The sequence below is a fragment of the Arcicella aquatica genome (assembly GCF_034928825.1).
GTDB lineage: Bacteria > Bacteroidota > Bacteroidia > Cytophagales > Spirosomataceae > Arcicella > Arcicella aquatica.
Genome location: NZ_JAYFUL010000002.1, coordinates 196,958 through 215,676 on the forward strand (window position 1 = coordinate 196,958; position 18,719 = coordinate 215,676).

The window sequence follows — 18,719 nt, forward strand, 5'->3', positions numbered from 1 at the left end:
TATTATTCTAAGCGTCGATATATTTACAAGCAATCTTGGCCGAGGAAATTGCCAAAGGAATACCTCCACCAGGGTGTACGCTTCCTCCTACAAAATATAGATTTTTTATCTTGGACGAAAAATTTGCGTGTCTTAAAAAAGCCGCATAGCGATTGTTGGATGAATTGCCATACAAAGCTCCTTGTGCCGACGATGTTTTCGATTCAATAGTTCGTGGGTCAAGAATTTCTTCGCATACTATTAAGTCGGAAATATCTACTTTTAATATCCTGGATACTTTCTTAATCACATTTTGGCGAGTATCAGCTATGATTTTATCCCAGTCTTGTCCTTCATTAGCTGGTGCATTGATGAGTACAAACCAGTTTTCACAGCCCTTGGGAGCATCATCCTTTTTTAATTTGGAGGTAATATTGATATAAACCGTAGGGTCGGATGTAATGGTTTTATCATTAAACATTGTCTGAAACTCTTTCCGATAGTCGTCACTAAAGAAAATATTGTGTAGCCCTAATTCTGCAAATTGTTGTTTGATACCCCAATAAAAAATTACACCCGAACTGCTCTTGGGTTGATTTAATAATCGCTCAGGATGCTGTTGGGTAGGCATAAGCTTGCGATAGGTATGGGTTACATCCATGTTAGAAACCACTACGTCAACATCTTTCTCAATATGTTGCTGTGATGAATTACTAAACCGAATGCCTGACGCTTTTTTGTTGGTTACTAGTATTTCTTCTACTTTGCTTTCATAGTTGAATGTTACACCTAAGTCTTCGGCTAGTTTCACCAATGAATCTGTGATAGAAACCATTCCTTTTTTTGGAAAAAAAGCTCCGATATTATATTCTAAATGAGGAATAATATTGAGGGTAGCAGGGGTTTGATAAGGGTCTGACCCATTGTAAGTGGCATAACGATTGAAGAGTTGTACAATCTTAGGATTGTTAAATAATTTTTCATTCGCCTGATTCATCGTTCCGAAGATACCAAGTTTAGGTAAATTCAGATATCCCTTCAAAGCTTTTAGCGATGTCCATGTAGAAAGTTTATGCAATGAGTCTTGTAAAAAGAGTCCGTCCAGCACTTCATATTTAAAAGCACTGTCTTTCAAGAAATCCAGAATTTTCTGTGCAGGCTCGCCCGTAATTTGCTCAACTTCCTTTGCAAATCGCTCAGTTTCAGCCCAAGCGGTAAGTTTTGTGGTATCTTCCCAAAAATAATGACAAATATCTGGCAATTTTACATAATCAAAATATTCGTTAGGTTTTTTGCCTGTTAACTCAAAAAGTTCGTCTACCAAATGTGGCAAAGTAAACAAAGAAGGCCCCGCATCAAAACGATACCCTTCGCGCTCAAAACTGCTCAATTTGCCTCCAGCATAAGCATTTGCTTCAAAAACAGCTACTTCAAAACCTTTATGAGCCAACCGAATGGCGGTTGAAATTCCCGCAATTCCTGCTCCAATTATTGCTACTTTTTTCATAAATCATAGCACGATTTTATAGAATCGTACCTAAAAATATTTTATTTATTCAATCTATTTTATCAATCACGCTATAAATACCAATCTTTAAACTCATCAAATAGTTTTCAAAACGTCTAATTTCTGTAATTTTGCAAAAAATAAAAACTTACCACAAGTTTCTGCCTATCTGGAATTGGAAAATTCCTATTGATTTTCGCAACAAAGCCTGTGGCAGGATATAAATTCTTTATGCTCAGAACACATAATAATGGCGAACTCCGCCTCACAAATGTAAACCAAACGGTTACCCTCTGTGGATGGGTACAGAAAACTCGTGACAAAGGCGGTATGATCTGGATTGATCTCCGTGACCGCTACGGTATCACGCAGTTGATGCTTGAAGAAGGCAAAACGCCTAAAGAAGTGTTAGATTTGGCTCGTACCTTCGGTCGTGAATTTGTAATTGCTGCGACTGGTAATGTAGTTGAACGTCTTTCTAAAAATGATAAAATTCCGACTGGTGATGTTGAAATAAAAGTTACTTCTTTAGAAGTACTCAACCCAGCAAAATTGCCTCCTTTTTTGATTGAAGACGACACAGATGGTGGTGATGATATTCGTATGAAATATCGTTATCTAGATTTACGTCGTAATCCTGTAAGAGCTAACTTACAGTTACGTCATCAAGTGGCACGTTTTACAAGAGATTATCTCGACAAACAAGATTTTATAGAAGTAGAAACTCCTGTGTTGATAAAGTCTACTCCTGAAGGTGCAAGAGACTTTGTCGTTCCTTCAAGAATGAACCCAGGCGAGTTTTATGCTTTACCACAATCACCACAAACATTCAAGCAATTATTGATGGTTTCGGGCTTTGACCGCTACTATCAAATCGTAAAATGTTTCCGTGATGAAGATTTACGTGCTGACCGTCAGCCAGAGTTTACTCAGATTGACTGCGAAATGTCGTTTATCGAGCAAGAAGACGTATTGAATATGTTTGAAGGCTTGATTCGCCATTTGTTCTTAAACGTAAAAAATATGGAATTGGGCGAAGTATCACGTATGACGTATGCACACGCCATGAAATATTATGGTTCTGACAAACCAGACATTCGTTTTGATATGAAGTTTGTGGAATTGAAAAGCGACGAAATCGACTTGACTTCTGGCAAAGATTTTCCAGTATTCGATGCTGCCGATGTCGTAGTGGGTATCAACGCCAAAGGTTGTGCGGAATATACACGTAAGCAAGTTGATGAATTAACTGACTTTGTAAAGCGTCCGCAAATTGGTGCGAAAGGGATGATTTACCTTCGTTACAATGCTGATGGAAGCTTAAAATCGTCAGTAGATAAATTCTATGCAGAAGAAGATTTGAAGAAATGGGCTGAAGCATTCGGAGCTGAAAAAGGAGATTTAATCTTGATTCTTTCGGGTACTGGTGATAAAGTACGTAAACAATTGAATGAATTACGCCTTGAAATGGGTAATCGTTTAGGTTTGCGTGACCCTAAAAAATATGCTGCTCACTGGGTTGTAGATTTTCCATTATTAGAATATGGCGAAGATGAAAACCGCTGGTTTGCGATGCACCACCCTTTCACTAGCCCTAAACCAGAGGATTTACAGTATCTGGAAACAGGAGAATTAGGAAAAATTCGTGCAAACGCATACGATTTAGTTATCAATGGTGTTGAAGTAGGCGGTGGTTCTATCCGTATTTTCCAAAAAGAACTACAAGCAAAAATGTTTGAAGTACTCGGATTTTCGGACGAAGAAGCAAAACACCAATTCGGTTTCTTGATGGATGCTTTTGAATACGGAGCGCCTCCACATGGGGGATTAGCATTCGGTTTCGACCGTCTTTGTTCTTTATTCGGTGGTTCAGATTCAATCCGTGACTTTATCGCCTTCCCGAAAAACAATTCAGGACGTGATATCATGATTGACTCCCCTTCAACAATCGATCAAAAACAATTAGATGAATTAAAAATTCGTACTGTGGTTTAGTATTCGGTCATGCAGAATGACATAAGGTCTAAATAACAATATAAAAGCGTTTTAAACAGTAGCAAACCTTCAAGGCTTGCTACTGTTTTTTTTTGCTCTTTTTGATAGTAAAGCCGATAACCCCAATAATTATATTGTACTTTTTATGTATAATACATAAAAATATCGTTAATTTCGATATATAAAATGTCAAGATAATTTCATCTGGCAGATTGTTCTCCCTTTGATTTCAACAGGTGTTTTTAGTAAAAAAAAATGAAAAATATAGCTAACTAAAACATCATTTAATAATTTCTCATTGTTATTCGGCTAGATTGACAACATCGATTCACGCTTAAAATAAATACTTCTTACTATTCAATAAATACATGAATAATCAATTCATTGCCTCAATTAATCGCCTTTTTCTTTCCGTTTTAATCTTAACGGGATTGTATTCCTGTATAGACCCTTATGATGTTAATTTTAATCAGGAAAATAAAATACTGGTTGTTCAGGGACTGCTTACCAATGACATTGAAAACCCTGATACCATCAAAATTCAGTATTCTGTCTATACTAATGGTTACACTCGTACACAACCTGCTTCGCCTTTAGATGTCTATATTTATTTGATTAATTCAAAACAAAAAATAGAACTGGTACAAACAGGAATAGGCATTTTCGTTCCCCCCTCAAATTTCAGTATTGAACCTTCTGAAAAATATACGTTGAATTTTACTTTATATGATGATGAAAAAGGTGAACAAAAGTATCAATCATCACCTCAGCAGTCATCTATAACACCGCCAATCCTAAATATTCATGATAGTTTTAACCCTCAAAGTAGGCTTTCAGAGGATGGCAAAAAATTTGTCTCTGCCAACGATGTTTTTATAGACTTCCAAGACCCTGCTTCACAAAAAAACTATTACCTATGGCGATATATCCACTTTGAAAAACTAGAGGAGTGTGTCACTTGCTATTCTAGTATTTATAGCCCTTATACTGAAAGCTGTATTCCAGGCTCAAGACAACCATATTATGACTATACCTGTATGACCATGTGTTATGGCATTATGAAAAGTGACAAAGTAAATGTATTCTCGGATTTGGCATCAGACGGTCGCTTAATTACTGGTAAACGTGTGGCTCAAATACCTTTTTATTTTGCCTCTGGGTGTTTGGTTGAAATTCAGCAGATGTGTATTTCTCCAGATGCTTATACTTTCTATAAAAACCTTGAATCGCAAACACAAACCAATGGTGGGCTTGCCGATACTCCTCCTACGGCAATTGTAGGTAATATTAGTAATATCACCAATCCCGAAGAAAAAATAGTCGGATATTTTAGTGTAGTTAATATTCAAAAGAAACGCCATTGGATAGACAGAGCAACCGCTACAGGTGAACGTTCTAATATTTTAGGGCACGTAGTAGTGCATGACCCAGGCCCGATGGCACCTTTAGCTACTTGCAAAAAAAGTGCAACCCGTACTCCTTTTAAACCTGAAGGCTGGCAATAACCTCTAAACGAATGAAAACAAAAATACTACTATTAATCACCTCCTGTCTATTATTCCATTTCAACGGCTTAGCACAGGAAGCTGAAAAACAGCATTTCGTAACAATAAAAATAACCGTTAGAGACTCAAGCGATAACAGTATTTTGAAAGAAGCTGCTGTAAGAGTTGATTTTCAAAAAGTCTATTTTTCTTCAGACAGTACGGGGGTGCATACTTTATATTTACGAAAGGGTAATTATTCTCTTTCTATCAATCATTTAGGGTATAGAGCTTTTAATGTGAAGTTATTTGTCAACACCCAAAATATCAATTTAAATGTCAACTTAGTAAATGTCTCTCGTGAGTTAGATGAAGTGGTAGTGAATAGCCAAGGGGGGAATAATAATGTAGCTAGACCATTATTAGGCGTAAACCCTTTGAGTATAAAGATGATTAAGCGAATTCCTGCTATGATGGGAGAAACCGATGTTCTACGAGGGTTACAAATGTTACCTGGGGTTACTTCTGTTGGTGAAGCCGCCAATGGCGTAAATATCAGAGGGGGTACAACTGACCAAAACCTTATTCTTTTAGACGATACTCCCATTTTTAATCCAACGCATCTTTTTGGGTTATTCTCAATTTTTCCTCCAGATGCCGTATCTGGTTTGGATTTATATAAAGGTGGAATTCCTGCTCGATTCAGTGGTAGAGCTTCGTCGGTGATTGATATTTTTATGATAAATCCATCTTTAGAAAAATTCAAAATGACAGGTGGTATTAGTCTGGTATCTAATCGATTGACCGTAGAACAACCTTTGATAAAAAATAAATTAGGAATAATGGTTTCTGGAAGAGCGTCTTTCAATGACTTTATGTTCAGGTTGGGTCCTCCCAGACTAGAGAATATCAAAGCAAATTTTTATGACCTTGCCACAAAAATATACTATAAAATAAACACTAAAAACACATTATCTTTTTCTGGATATTTAAGCAAAGACTTCTTTCAAACCGATTTATTAGGGACTATTGGAAACGTGAATGCTACCTCCACCCAGTATGATTATAGTACTATCAATGCTTCTCTGAAATGGTTTTATGCTTTCAGCAATAAGCTAAACCTTCAAACTGTGGCAGTTTATACCAACTATCAACCTAAAACTTTGTTGCCAGAATTAAATAGTAATAATAAAGTATCCATCGAATCAGGCATTAAATATCACCAGCTAAAATCAAGCTTAAACTATAATACAGACCTACATAAAATAGAAGTAGGCATCAGTAGTATTTTATACAATATTAATCCGGGGACACTTAATCCTGGCACTTCCCAAAGTGTTAATTACATCTCTGCACCCGAAGAAAAAAGTATAGAATCGGGTATTTATATAGAAGATGAATATGCCTTGAGCAAGCGTCTTAATTTATCCTTCGGGCTTAGGTATTCTCAATACTGGGCAATGGGTCCAACAACCGTCAGAGACTATGACCCATCATTACCTAAATCTGATTTTAGTGTTATTGATTCAACCTTTTACCAATCTGGCCAGTCTTCTGCAAATTACGGCGGCTTTGAACCACGCCTTGCCTTAAAATATACCCTTAGTGAACTTAGTTCTATTAAGTTTGGCTACAGTTTAATGAGGCAGTACCTACAGGTAGTATCTAATACAACAACACCCCTGCCTACCTCACGTTGGGCAACAAGTAATAAATATATTAAGCCACAAGTAAGTCAATTGTTTTCTATAGGTTACTTTAAAAATGCTAAAGACAATATTTATGAATTTTCATTAGAAGCATATTATCGTAATACTGAAAATATTATTGATTTTAAACCCGGAGCAGATTTCCTGTTTCAGCCTTATATAGAAACTCAAACATTACAAGGCAAAGGTAAAGCTTATGGTATCGAACTAATGCTTAGTAAGAAAAAAGGAGCAGCCACAGGTTGGATAAACTATACGTATTCTAGGGCCTTGAACCAAATAAAAATAGGGGAACGATTTGAAGAGCAAATCAATAATGGTAATTGGTATGCGACAAACTTTGACAGACCTCATAGTTTTAATGCTACCATCAGTATTGCCCAAGGCAAACACCATGAATTTGGTTTTACTTTTGTGTATAATACTGGTCGACCTTTTACCTTACCAAATGGATTTGTTGAATATAATGATGTGAAATATCCTTTTTATCTGGATAGAAATAATGAACGAATCAAAGACTACCATCGGCTCGACTTCTCTTGGACTATCCATAACCCTAGTCTAAAGAAAAAACGTTGGGAAGGCTCGTGGACTTTTGCAGTCTATAACTTGTACGGGCGTGCAAATGCGTACTCAGTATATCTCAGACCAGAGAACGGTCTAAGAGCGTATCAACTAACTATCTTTGGTTCTCCCATTCCTTCACTGACATATAATTTTAAATTTTTGTGATGAGTCCCTAATTTTATCATCATCAAAATAAAACAAAAAAAGACGAACAAAGCTGCTCGTCTTTTTTTCTATCTAGTCCCACCATCAGTGGCGTGGTAAAGATATAACATTTATTGTTATGAACAAATGATAATTTTTTACAATCTAGCATCTACTAAATTTTTATTCCATAAAGACTTAATATCGTACACTACTGCGTCTGGATTTTTAAGTTTTTCTAAATCCAATTGTTGAAATTCGTCATGCGAAACAGCTAGTAAAATACCATCATATTTTTCGGAAATTGTATCGATAAGTGTGATGCCATATTCTTCATGAACTTCTTTTTTATCAGCCCACGGGTCATAAACGTCGATTTTTACACCAAATTCCTTTAATTCCTGATATACATCAATCACTCTTGAGTTACGAATATCTGGACAATTCTCTTTGAAGGTAATACCCAAAATCAAGACTTTACTGCCTTCAATTTTGTGTCCTTTTTTAATTAATAATTTAATCAATTTTCCTCCTACAAAAATCCCCATATTATCGTTTACACGTCTTCCCGATAAAATAACCTGAGGATAATAACCCAAGCTTTCTGATTTATGCAATAGATAATAAGGGTCTACACCGATACAATGTCCACCTACTAAGCCCGGTTTAAATTTCAAGAAATTCCATTTGGTACCTGCTGCTTCCAATACTTCTGAGGTATCAATACCCATTTTATCAAATATTAATGACAATTCGTTGACAAAGGAAATATTTACATCTCGTTGAGCATTTTCGATAGCCTTACTTGCCTCCGCAACTTTAATGCTAGATGCCTTATAAGTACCCGCTTCGATAATTGAGCCATACAGCTTATCAACAAACTCAGCAATTGCTTCAGTAGAGCCAGAAGTAACTTTCTTGATTTTCGTCAAGGTATTAATCTTATCGCCTGGATTGATGCGTTCAGGTGAATAACCACAAAAGAAATCTTGGTTGAATATCAATCCACTTTCTTTTTCTAAGACAGGAACACAGTCTTCTTCTGTACAGCCTGGATATACGGTTGATTCATAAATTACAATGTCGTCTTTCTTTAGATACTTCCCTACCGTTTTACTGGCCGAAAGCAAAGGAATCAAATCTGGTTTTTTGTATTTATCAATCGGTGTAGGTACTGTTACGATAAATATATTACAGCTACTCAGCATCTCAGGCGTAGCCGAAAAAGTAAGTTTCTCAGAAGCTTTTAATTGTGCCGATGCTACCTCATGCGTGCGGTCGTGACCAGCATTTAGTTCATCTACACGTGTTTGATTAATATCGAAACCTAAAACTTGGTACTTTTTCCCAAATTCTACTGCCAAAGGTAAGCCTACATAACCAAGGCCAATAATTGCGATTTTCGTTGCTTGTATATCCAAAATGAACTTCAATTTTAAAACTTTACTATTGTCAATTACTACCTCTTCAAAGACTCCCATTACTTTACTAAGTAGTGATTTTTTGAATTAAAACATAAAGGTAAGCTTATACTGCATTTTTTTCAATGTTAGGCGAATGAATCATTACTAAAATGATTTTCAAGGAGAATTTTTACCCACAGATTTTAGAGATTTTAAACCGCTGATTTTCGCAGATTATTAATCTACTCCGAAAGCTAAAACCCAAAAACCGATAGCTGATGACCGAAAGCCGATAGCTCAAAGCTCACCTCTCAAAGCTTTTAATCAATATTTTTACCCGCAGATTTTAGAGATTTTAAACCGCTGATGTTCGCAGATTATTAACCTGCTGTGATAGCCGATGACCGAAATCCGATAGCTCAAAGCTCACCTCTCAAAGCTTTTAATCAATATTTTTACCCGCAGATTCTAGAGATTTAAAACCGCTGATTTTCGCAGATTATCAATCTATCCGAAAGCTGAAATCCGAAATCCGATAGCCGAAATCCGATAGCTCAAAGCTAAACACTTAATGAAAGAAAATATAACTTACCCAGATAGCCGTAATGATACTTACTAAATCGGCTGTTAAGCCTGCCCAAAGTGTATAACGAGTATTGCGGATATTGACAGAACCAAAGTACAAAGCCAATACATAAAAAATAGTATCTGAAGACCCTTGGAAAACACAGGACAAACGACCTGCGAAAGAATCAGCCCCGAAGGTTTTCATCGTATCAATCATCATTGCCCTTGACCCACCCCCACTCAAAGGATGCATCAAAGCTGTAGGTAAAGCGTCGGTAAAGTCCGTGTTCATTCCTGTTAATGCAAAAGCATACTTCATGCCATCCACTACCCACGTTAATGCTCCAGAATTGCGTAAGGCACCAATCGCTACAATCATTGCCACTAAATAGGGAATAATTTTGACAGACGTTTCAAATCCGCCTTTTGCCCCTTCAATAAAAGCACTAAAGACATCCACCTTTTTTATCATTGCACCTACAAGGAACGAAATGATGAATGTAAAGAGAATAACATTGGAAGAAATCTTTGAAACCACTTCAATCTGCTCTTTCGGAATACTTGAAAAATACCAAAGCACTAACCCAATAAATAACGAAATGCCCCCTAACCAAGTAAGGATTACCCTATCTAACAAATTGATTTTTTGACGAATGGCTACAAACAGTAATCCCGTAACCGTAGCAACGTAAGTAGCTATCAGACAAGGAATAAAAATATCAGACGGGTCAGCGGCACCATAAATAGAACGCTGTGCCATGATACTAAGGGGAATCAGTACTGGCCCAGCACTATGCAAAACCATAAACATGATTTGTGCATTAGACGCCACATCTTTACTCGGATTCAATTCTTGCAGACTTTGCATGGCTTTTAGCCCAAACGGTGTAGCGGCATTATCTAGCCCTAGCATATTGGCCGAGAAGTTCATAATCATCTGTCCATTTGCTGGATGGTTCTTAGGAATTTCAGGAAACAATCGGCTAAAAAAAGGACCAACTAAACGAGCTAAAAAATTGATAGCCCCTGCACGTTCGCCAATGTTTAATAAACCCATAAAAAACGTCATGACACCCGCCAAAGGCAAAGCTATTTTCATTACCGCCACTTCGGAAGAATCAAACATTCCATCAATAATTATTTTAAATATTTCCGTATCTCCTGTAAAAATGAGTTTGATTAATGCGACAATAAAAGCGACAATAAAAAAGGCAATCCAAAGGTAATTTAAGGCCATGTTATCATTAGGGTTTTATGAGCTCAATTTCAAAATTTTAATCGGGCGGCGAACCGCTTGAACAGGACGTATTAAAAGCTAAAATTGCTTTATTTTCACCATTCAAAGCATTTCACCCTTAAATTTATGTTTTATTCTTTAATGACATCAACAATATGAGAAAACAAATTTTCTGTCTATTACTTTTCGTGATGCCTTATCTGGTAGTTTCGGCTAATGCGAAAGAGGTGAAAGTTGAGAAAAACGATCATAATCCTCCAAAGAACCTTAAGAAGAAACCACAAACCGACTGTGAGTATGAGCAAAAAATGGCTCAACAAGGATTAGTCAATATTCAAGAAATAGACCCTTCTGTTTTAGTTGAATTGAAATATTCTACTACAGATAACTTTGTGGGAAAAGATGTCTATGGTTGTATCACCAATTGTTTTATGCAGAAGCGACCAGCTAAAATGTTAAAACAAGCGAATACTATTCTCCAACAGAAACATCCTAATTATCGGCTGTTGGTATATGATGGCGGTCGCCCGCATAGCATCCAAAAAATATTATGGAATACGCTTACGCAATATACGCCTAAAGAAAGAGCCAAATATGTAGCAAACCCTGCCGAGGGGTCAATTCATAATTACGGCAGTGCGGTTGATTTGACCATTGCTACAGCAGACGGTAAAGCATTAGACATGGGCACTAAGTATGATTACTTTGGGGCTTTGGCATACCCCATTAAAGAAGATTATTTTCTTGACCAAAAGAAACTTACAAAACAGCAAGTAGCCAATAGAATACTACTTCGCACTGTCATGAAATCAGCAGGTTTTACAGCAATTGATTACGAGTGGTGGCATTTCAATGCTGTTTCCAGAAGAGTCGCCAAACAGATTTATCAGATTATTGAATAGTTTTTTGGTAAAAAGCTGTTAATCGTTCGATTTTAACAAAAAAGTGTCCGAAAACGGACACTTTTTTGTTAAATAGTATTCATAAATACCTGTAAGACAATCGCTTATAGTGGATGGCATATTACTTGTGGTTTTTCCCTGAAAAATCTTTTAGTGATACACTTCCATGATCTTGAATTTTAAGGAATATTATCTATTTCCCTTTTATCCTAGCATCATAGCCGTTTATCCTAAAAATTTTTAAAGCCCCAAAAATCATTCGTAACATTGAACCATAAATTATAAGAATTATGAAATTCTCATTACTAATCCTAACAGGCATTACTTTATTGACTTTTCAAGCAAAAGCTCAAAACGCAATCCAAGCAAGCTCAAATGATAACAACAAAGTATCATTGCAAGATGCTGTAAATATTGCCTTGAAAAACAACATTTCAATAAAACAAAGTGAAAACCAAGTATTATTGAATGGCTTACAATTGAAACAATCAAAAGATAATCGTTTGCCCAACGCTAATGGTTCAATTAATGAATCATTCAACTTTGGTCGAAGCCTTGACCCATTCACCAACACTTATGTTGAAAAGAACATCAATTACAACAGTTTAAGTGTTAATGCTAACGTTACGCTTTTCAATGGCTTTCTATTAAGAAATACGATACTTCAGAATGATTTATTGTTGAAAGCGACTGAATTAGATTTACAAGCAATGAAAGAAAGCATTTCTTTGCAAGTAGTTTTAGCGTATCTTAATATTTTGAATGCGCAAGACATTCTACTGATTTCGCAGAGCCAGACACAAATTACGGCTTTACAAATTCAACGTACTGAAAAGTTAGTCAATGCGGGTTCTTTACCACAGTCTAACCTACTAGATTTAAAAGCACAATTAGCGACAGAAGAAACTACGGTTATCAATAACCAAAGTACTTTAGATTTAGCAAAATTATCATTAATACAATTATTGAATGATAAAAACATTACTGACGTAACCGTTGAAAGAATTGCATTACCTGTTCCTACTACTTCTGAAGGATACGATGCTACTGCTGCTAAAATATATGAAATTGCCGAAAAAGCACAGCCTACAATAAAAGCGGCCGATTTGAGAATTGAAGGTGCCATCAAAGGTATTGATATTGCTAGAGCAGGTTTTTTACCAACCATATCTGCAGGAGCTAGCTTAGGTGCTAACCAGTCTAACGCTCAGAAAGTTTACCGCCAAGATGGTGTAACTACTTCTAATTTAGGAAATGTAAATGTAAATGGAGTAGACTACCCATTGATTGTTTCTCAAACAAAATTTGTAGAAGACGGAACAGTAGCTTATTTTCAACAGCTAAAAAATACCGCCAATTATGGCTTTGGTTTTAATGCTACTATTCCTATTTTTAGCCGTTTCTTAAACAAAAACAGAGTAGCACAAGCTAAAATCCAAAAAAGCAATGCTGACTATACCGCCCAGTTAGCTCGCCAAACACTACGCCAGAACATCGAACAAGCCTACACAAACATGAATAACGCTGCTAAACGCTTTGATGCTTTAACGGTACAAGTAACGGCGTTGGAGGAATCTTTCAGAGCAGCAGAAAGTAGATTTGGAGCTGGAGCAATTGATTTTGTTAACTACAGTTTACAAAAAACAAACCTTGACAAAGCTCGTGGCAACCAAGTACAAGCAAAATATGACTTTATTTTTAGAACAAAAATCTTAGATTATTATCAAAATAAACCACTTACCTTTTAACTTGTGATTTGTGTATAGAACGATTACACATCATCACACAATTACCCAACATTATGGCAAAGAAATCTTCAAATAAAATCTGGTGGATATTAGGTGGAATCATCGTGGTATTAGTTATTGCATTAATTGTTGCAAAACAAAAAGGCCTCATTGGAAAAGAACCATCTACGGAAGTTGAATTCACTAAAGCAAAAAAAGCTGATATTATCGAAAGAGTATCCGCTTCTGGGAAAATTCAACCTGAGATTGAAGTTAAACTTTCGCCCGATGTTTCAGGGGAAATTGTAGGACTATATGTAAGCGAAGGTGACTCTGTAGTGGCTGGTCAATTACTTTTGAAAATTCGTCCTGATAATTATGAATCATTATTGGCTCGGGCAGAGGCACAAGTAAATTCATCTAAGGCATCAGTAGAGCAATCAAAAGCAATGCAATCTCAAGCAGAGTCACGTTTGTTGAAAGCTAAAGTTGATTATGATCGTAATAAGAAATTACATGATGATAAGGTAATTTCCGATGCTGATTTTGACCAATTCAATTCGCAGTATTTAGTAGCAAAACAAGATGTAGAATCTACGAAGGCAAGTGTATTAGCTTCATCATTCAACGTTAAAAGTTCGGAAGCGGCTTTAAAAGAAGCAAGAGCTAACTTAACGAAAACAACTATTTATGCTCCGCAGAGTGGTACTATTTCAAAGCTGAATGTTGAATTAGGCGAACGTGTAGTTGGTACGTCTCAAATGGCTGGTACTGAACTACTTAGAATTGCCAATTTAAATAAAATGGAAGTACGTGTAAATGTGAACGAAAACGATATTACACGTGTTTCAATGAATGATACCGTAATTGTTGATGTAGATTCATACAGTGCTTCTGGCAGAAAATTCAAAGGTGTTGTTTATGAAATAGCTAGTTCTGCCAACGGGTTAGGTACTTCAGCGACTACCGTTTCAACCGATGCAGTAACTGAATTTGAAGTAAAAATTAGAGTGCTACGTAAATCATATCAAGATTTAATTGTGGGAAAACACTCTTATCCATTAAAACCGGGAATGACAGCTTCTGTTGAAATTATTACTGACCGTAAAAATGGCGTTTTATCTGTACCATTAGCATCAGTTACTACTCGTGACCCAAGTATGAAAGATGGCGAAGAGAAAAAAGAGGGTGATGCACCAGCAGAGCCTAAGGAAGATGAAAAAGTAATCAAGAAAGAGAAAGTTAAAGAAGTAGTCTTTGTACTAGGAAAAGACAGCAAAGCAAAAATGAAAGAAGTAAAAACAGGTATCTCTGACTTTGAAAATATTGAAATCCTTTCAGGTTTAACAGATGGCGAAACCATCATTTCTGGTCCTTATTTAACCGTTTCCAAAAAATTAAAAGACGGTGAATTGGTGAACAAAAAAGAAGTTAAAAAAGACAAAAAATAGTCAATAGATTAGTTTGGTTTAGGGTTTATGAAAAAGCCAGTCAGGAATGTTTTGACTGGCTTTTTTGTGTACTTACATGCCATATCGTGTTGAATTGTTTTGTATATTTATGTAAAACAAACTAAATATGACATCAAGACGAAATTTTCTAAACCAGGTTACTGCGCTTGCCGGTACTTCCTTACTGCCAACATTTAAAGGTTTATCTTCCAACGACTTACAGTCGATTAGTAGTTTTTCACCAGATAAATCAGCCACGTTAATGGCTTCTGATGAAGACTTTTGGTTTCAAATTCAACAAGCCTATACGGTTTCTCCTCAAATCATCAATTTGAATAATGGCGGGGTTAGTCCAGCCCCAACGGTTGTCCAAAATGCCGTAGAACGCTACAACAAATTAGCCAATGAGGCACCAAGCTATTTTATGTGGAGGATTCTAGACCAAGGTCGTGAACCCCTACGCGAAAACCTAGCGAAATTTGCAGGCGTTTCTCCTGAAGAAATCGCCATTAATCGCAATGCTACCGAAGCCCTCGACACAGTTATTTTAGGCTTGCCCCTCACTCGTGGCGACGAAATCGTAATGAGTAGATATGACTATCCCAATATGCTACATGCTTGGCGACAAAGAGAACTCCGCGAAGGATTAAAAATCAATTATGTAAACATTGATTTACCTCTGGAAGACAACGATTTGATTGTTCAAAAGTATGTTGAACAAATGACGCCCCGTACTAAAGTGGTACATATTACGCACATTGTTAATTGGAACGGACAAATTTTACCTGCTAAACGTATCGCTGAGGAAGCCCACAAGCGTGGTATTGAGGTATTGATAGATGGGGCACATTCATTCGCCCATTTAGAATACAAAATCCCTGATTTGGGTGGAGACTATTATGGAACTAGTTTGCATAAATGGTTATCAGCACCCATTGGCTCTGGAATGCTTTGGATTAAAAAAGAGAAAATCAGTAAAGTGTTTCCGTTGATTCCTAACGACAAACCTAATGGAGATAATATCAGAAAATTTGAAAATCTCGGTACTCGTCCCTTCCCTATTGAACAAGCCATTGGGCAGGCTTTAAACTTTCAATTAGCCATTGGAAATGCTAGAAAAGAGGCTCGTCTTCGCTTTTTGAAAAACTATTGGGCTAAAGAGGCTTCCTCTATGCCTAAAATCAAATTGAATACTCCTCTGAAAGCTGAATACTCAGGAGCGCTATCACATTTTAGTGTGGAGGGAATGGATGCTGGGAAAATAGAAGGAGAATTGTTTGCTAAATATAAAATCCATACATCGCCTGTAAAATGGGAAAAATTGGATGGTGTAAGGGTAACGCCACATGTTTATACAAGTCTGCAAGATTTAGATAGGCTCTTGGATGGCTTAAAGTATTTGTCGACTAAAGTTTAGTGGATTATATAAAATACAAAAGGCTTCCTTGAACAATCAGAGAAGCCTTTTGTATTTTATTTGATATATCTTATCCAACCAATTCTTTCAAATCTTCATCATTCAATTGTTTACGAGCATCAGCCATTAACAAGAAACGGGTATAAAGTTTATCTAAATCTGGTTTTTCAAACTCAAATCCTAGTAATTGCAAACGGTGGCGAAGCGCAGCACGACCCGAGCGAGAAGTCAATACAATAGCAGAAGAAGGAACACCTACATCTTCAGGGCTCATGATTTCGTAGTTCTGAGTATGTTTCAAGAAACCATCTTGGTGAATACCAGAAGAGTGTGCAAAAGCATTCGCTCCTACAATCGCTTTATTCGCTTGTACAGGCATTCCCATTAAATTAGAAACAAACTGCGAGAACGGATAAAGGTGTTTTGAATTAATATCAGTATGGTAACCTAAATCTTTATGTGTATTCAAAATCATGGCAACTTCTTCTAATGAAGTATTACCCGCACGTTCTCCTATTCCGTTGATAGTTACCTCTACTTGTCTTGCACCAGCCTGAATACCTGCAATAGTATTAGCAGTAGCCAATCCTAAATCATTGTGATTATGCATTGAAATTACTGCTTTGTGGATATTCGGTACGTTTTCAAACAAATAGTTGATGCGTTGGAACATTTGTTGAGGCAACAAATAACCAGTAGTATCAGGCAAGTTAACCACTGTAGCACCTGCATCAATCACAGCTTCTGTCAATTGTGCTAAAAATACTAAATCTGCACGACCAGCATCTTCTGCAAAAAACTCAACATCTTCTACAAACGATTTTGCGTATTTTACAGCCCAAACACCTCTTTCTAGAATTTCTTCACGTGTTGAATTAAACTTATATTTAATGTGTGTATCTGATGAACCGATACCCGTGTGGATTCTTGGATATTTAGCATGCTTTAATGCCGCAGCAGCCGCATCAATATCTTCTTTCTTGGCACGAGTCAGCCCACATACAGTGGCATTTTTAACTAATTTGGCAATCGCTTCTACCGAACGGAAGTCGCCAGGTGAAGAAATAGGGAAACCAGCTTCGATAATATCTACCCCAAGTAGTTCTAGTTGTTCTGCAACTTGTAACTTTTCTTCGGTATTTAATTGACAACCCGGTACTTGTTCGCCATCGCGAAGGGTGGTATCGAATATTAAAATTTTCTGACTCATGGTTATTGCTTTTTGAAGGATTCTTAATCAAAAATAACACGTGATTATAGAAAAAACAAATTTCACAAATTCCCTAATTTAGAATTTAATTCTAAAAAATCACAAAAAATGAGCCTGTATAGCATTAAATTCTACATATGGCACATTAAAAAGAATTAAAAACTAATCATTCAAGATTTAGTATATTAATTATTTCTTCAAAAAATTTATTAATAAAATAATTATGGATATAGTTGTAAACTAAAATCCGTAAAAAATCCTATTTTTAGATAAATTTCAAAACACAAAAAGGCTTGTCAATTTGTCAAACCCAAAATCCATGTTTAATTTTGATTAATTAACATAAAGCGAATAAAAATCGCCAAGATGATACCATGATAAAAAATAATTGGACTAGAGAGGAAATCGAAGAAATTTATAATCTCCCTTTCATGGAATTAGTGTACCGTGCAGCTACTGTACATCGCCAATTCAATGACCCTCAGGAGGTACAAATCAGCACATTACTTTCAATCAAAACAGGCGGTTGCCCAGAAGATTGTTCTTATTGTTCTCAAGCAGCTCGTTATCATACCGACGTGAAAGTTCAAAAGTTAATGGAACTTGATGAAGTATTGGCGGCAGCTGAAAGAGCTAAAAATGCTGGTAGCTCACGTTTTTGTATGGGTGCTGCTTGGCGTGAAGTACGTGACAACAAAGATTTTGACAAAGTATTAGGGATGGTAGAAGGCGTAAACGCTATGGGTTTAGAGGTTTGCTGTACTTTAGGGATGTTGACAGAATCTCAGGCTGAAAAACTAAAAAATGCTGGTTTATATGCCTACAACCATAATGTTGATACCAGTGAAGAACACTATGAAGATGTAATTTCTACCCGTACTTTCTCTGATCGTTTGAATACTATTGATAATGTGCGCAAGGCCAAAATTTCTGTTTGTTCAGGCGGTATTATCGGCTTAGGTGAATCTGACGGCGACCGTATCGGTATGTTGAAAACACTGGCTAATATGCCTCAGCACCCTGATTCAGTACCTATCAATAACCTTGTGCCTATCAAAGGTACGCCACTTGGTGAACAAGAGCCGGCTTCTATCTGGGATATGGTAAGAACTATCGCTACTGCTAGAATTTTGATGCCAAAATCAATGGTAAGGCTGTCGGCTGGACGTATGGATATGACTTACGAAGGACAAACACTTTGTTTCATGGCTGGTGCTAATTCTATTTTCTCAGGCGATGTGTTATTGACTACGCCAAACCCTGCGGTTAAAAATGACCAAGAATTATTCCAGATTTTAAGCATCAAACCACGTGAAGCTTTTAAAGATACTAAGAAATCTGGTGTTGAATTTCAAGTAATCCCTACTGCTGGAAAAGCATTAGGCATTGAAGAAGTAACTGTATAAATTTTATTCATACT

General features: G+C 36.6%; 12 protein-coding genes. 8 read left to right on the plus strand and 4 right to left on the minus strand.

Going from position 1 to position 18,719, the window contains the following annotated elements; translation table 11 throughout:
- Positions 1-7: 7 nt before the first annotated feature.
- Positions 8-1,486, minus strand: a complete 1,479-nt coding sequence (gene crtD / locus VB264_RS02800; RefSeq protein WP_323246569.1) for a 1-hydroxycarotenoid 3,4-desaturase CrtD — start codon at positions 1,484-1,486, stop codon at positions 8-10.
- A 231-nt stretch (positions 1,487-1,717) separates the two neighbouring features.
- On the opposite strand from crtD, the gene aspS reads away from it, so the two are divergent.
- The 3 genes from aspS (at position 1,718) to VB264_RS02815 (ending at position 7,406) form a co-directional block, all read left to right on the plus strand.
- Positions 1,718-3,481 carry an aspartate--tRNA ligase gene (gene aspS / locus VB264_RS02805; protein WP_323246571.1) on the plus strand — a complete coding sequence of 588 codons (1,764 nt, stop codon included), beginning with the start codon at positions 1,718-1,720 and terminating at the stop codon, positions 3,479-3,481.
- Positions 3,482-3,849: 368 nt separating this feature from the next.
- Complete coding sequence (locus VB264_RS02810) at positions 3,850-4,986, plus strand: DUF4249 domain-containing protein (protein ID WP_323246572.1); 1,137 nt, start codon at positions 3,850-3,852, stop codon at positions 4,984-4,986.
- A gap of 11 nt (positions 4,987-4,997) precedes the next feature.
- Positions 4,998-7,406 (plus strand): TonB-dependent receptor plug domain-containing protein, encoded by a 2,409-nt coding sequence (locus VB264_RS02815; RefSeq protein WP_323246574.1) that lies wholly within the window; start codon positions 4,998-5,000, stop codon positions 7,404-7,406.
- A gap of 137 nt (positions 7,407-7,543) precedes the next feature.
- On the opposite strand, the gene VB264_RS02820 is transcribed toward VB264_RS02815, so the two are convergent.
- Both VB264_RS02820 and VB264_RS02825 read right to left on the minus strand, forming a co-directional pair.
- On the minus strand, positions 7,544-8,866 hold the full coding sequence (locus VB264_RS02820; protein ID WP_323246576.1) for a nucleotide sugar dehydrogenase: 1,323 nt from the start codon (positions 8,864-8,866) through the stop codon (positions 7,544-7,546).
- A 490-nt stretch (positions 8,867-9,356) separates the two neighbouring features.
- On the minus strand, positions 9,357-10,592 hold the full coding sequence (locus VB264_RS02825) for a nucleoside recognition domain-containing protein (protein ID WP_323246578.1): 1,236 nt from the start codon (positions 10,590-10,592) through the stop codon (positions 9,357-9,359).
- A 155-nt stretch (positions 10,593-10,747) separates the two neighbouring features.
- On the opposite strand from VB264_RS02825, the gene VB264_RS02830 reads away from it, so the two are divergent.
- The 4 genes from VB264_RS02830 (at position 10,748) to VB264_RS02845 (ending at position 16,089) form a co-directional block, all read left to right on the plus strand.
- Positions 10,748-11,494: a M15 family metallopeptidase gene (locus VB264_RS02830; RefSeq protein WP_323246580.1), complete on the plus strand. Its 747-nt coding sequence runs from the start codon at positions 10,748-10,750 to the stop codon at positions 11,492-11,494.
- Between the two features lie 290 nt (positions 11,495-11,784).
- Positions 11,785-13,242, plus strand: a complete 1,458-nt coding sequence (locus VB264_RS02835) for a TolC family protein (protein WP_323246581.1) — start codon at positions 11,785-11,787, stop codon at positions 13,240-13,242.
- A 53-nt stretch (positions 13,243-13,295) separates the two neighbouring features.
- A complete protein-coding gene (locus VB264_RS02840; RefSeq protein ID WP_323246583.1) occupies positions 13,296-14,672 on the plus strand; it encodes an efflux RND transporter periplasmic adaptor subunit in 1,377 nt (458 codons plus the stop codon).
- A 127-nt stretch (positions 14,673-14,799) separates the two neighbouring features.
- Positions 14,800-16,089, plus strand: coding sequence for an aminotransferase class V-fold PLP-dependent enzyme (locus VB264_RS02845; RefSeq protein WP_323246585.1), 1,290 nt, complete (start codon positions 14,800-14,802; stop codon positions 16,087-16,089).
- 70 nt (positions 16,090-16,159) lie between these two features.
- Here VB264_RS02845 and VB264_RS02850 read toward each other — a convergent pair whose 3' ends face one another.
- Positions 16,160-17,299: a 2-isopropylmalate synthase gene (locus tag VB264_RS02850; protein ID WP_323246586.1), complete on the minus strand. Its 1,140-nt coding sequence runs from the start codon at positions 17,297-17,299 to the stop codon at positions 16,160-16,162.
- Positions 17,300-17,673: 374 nt separating this feature from the next.
- Between VB264_RS02850 and bioB the strand changes: the two genes are divergently transcribed.
- Positions 17,674-18,705 (plus strand): biotin synthase BioB, encoded by a 1,032-nt coding sequence (gene bioB / locus VB264_RS02855; RefSeq protein ID WP_323246588.1) that lies wholly within the window; start codon positions 17,674-17,676, stop codon positions 18,703-18,705.
- Positions 18,706-18,719 lie beyond the last annotated feature (14 nt).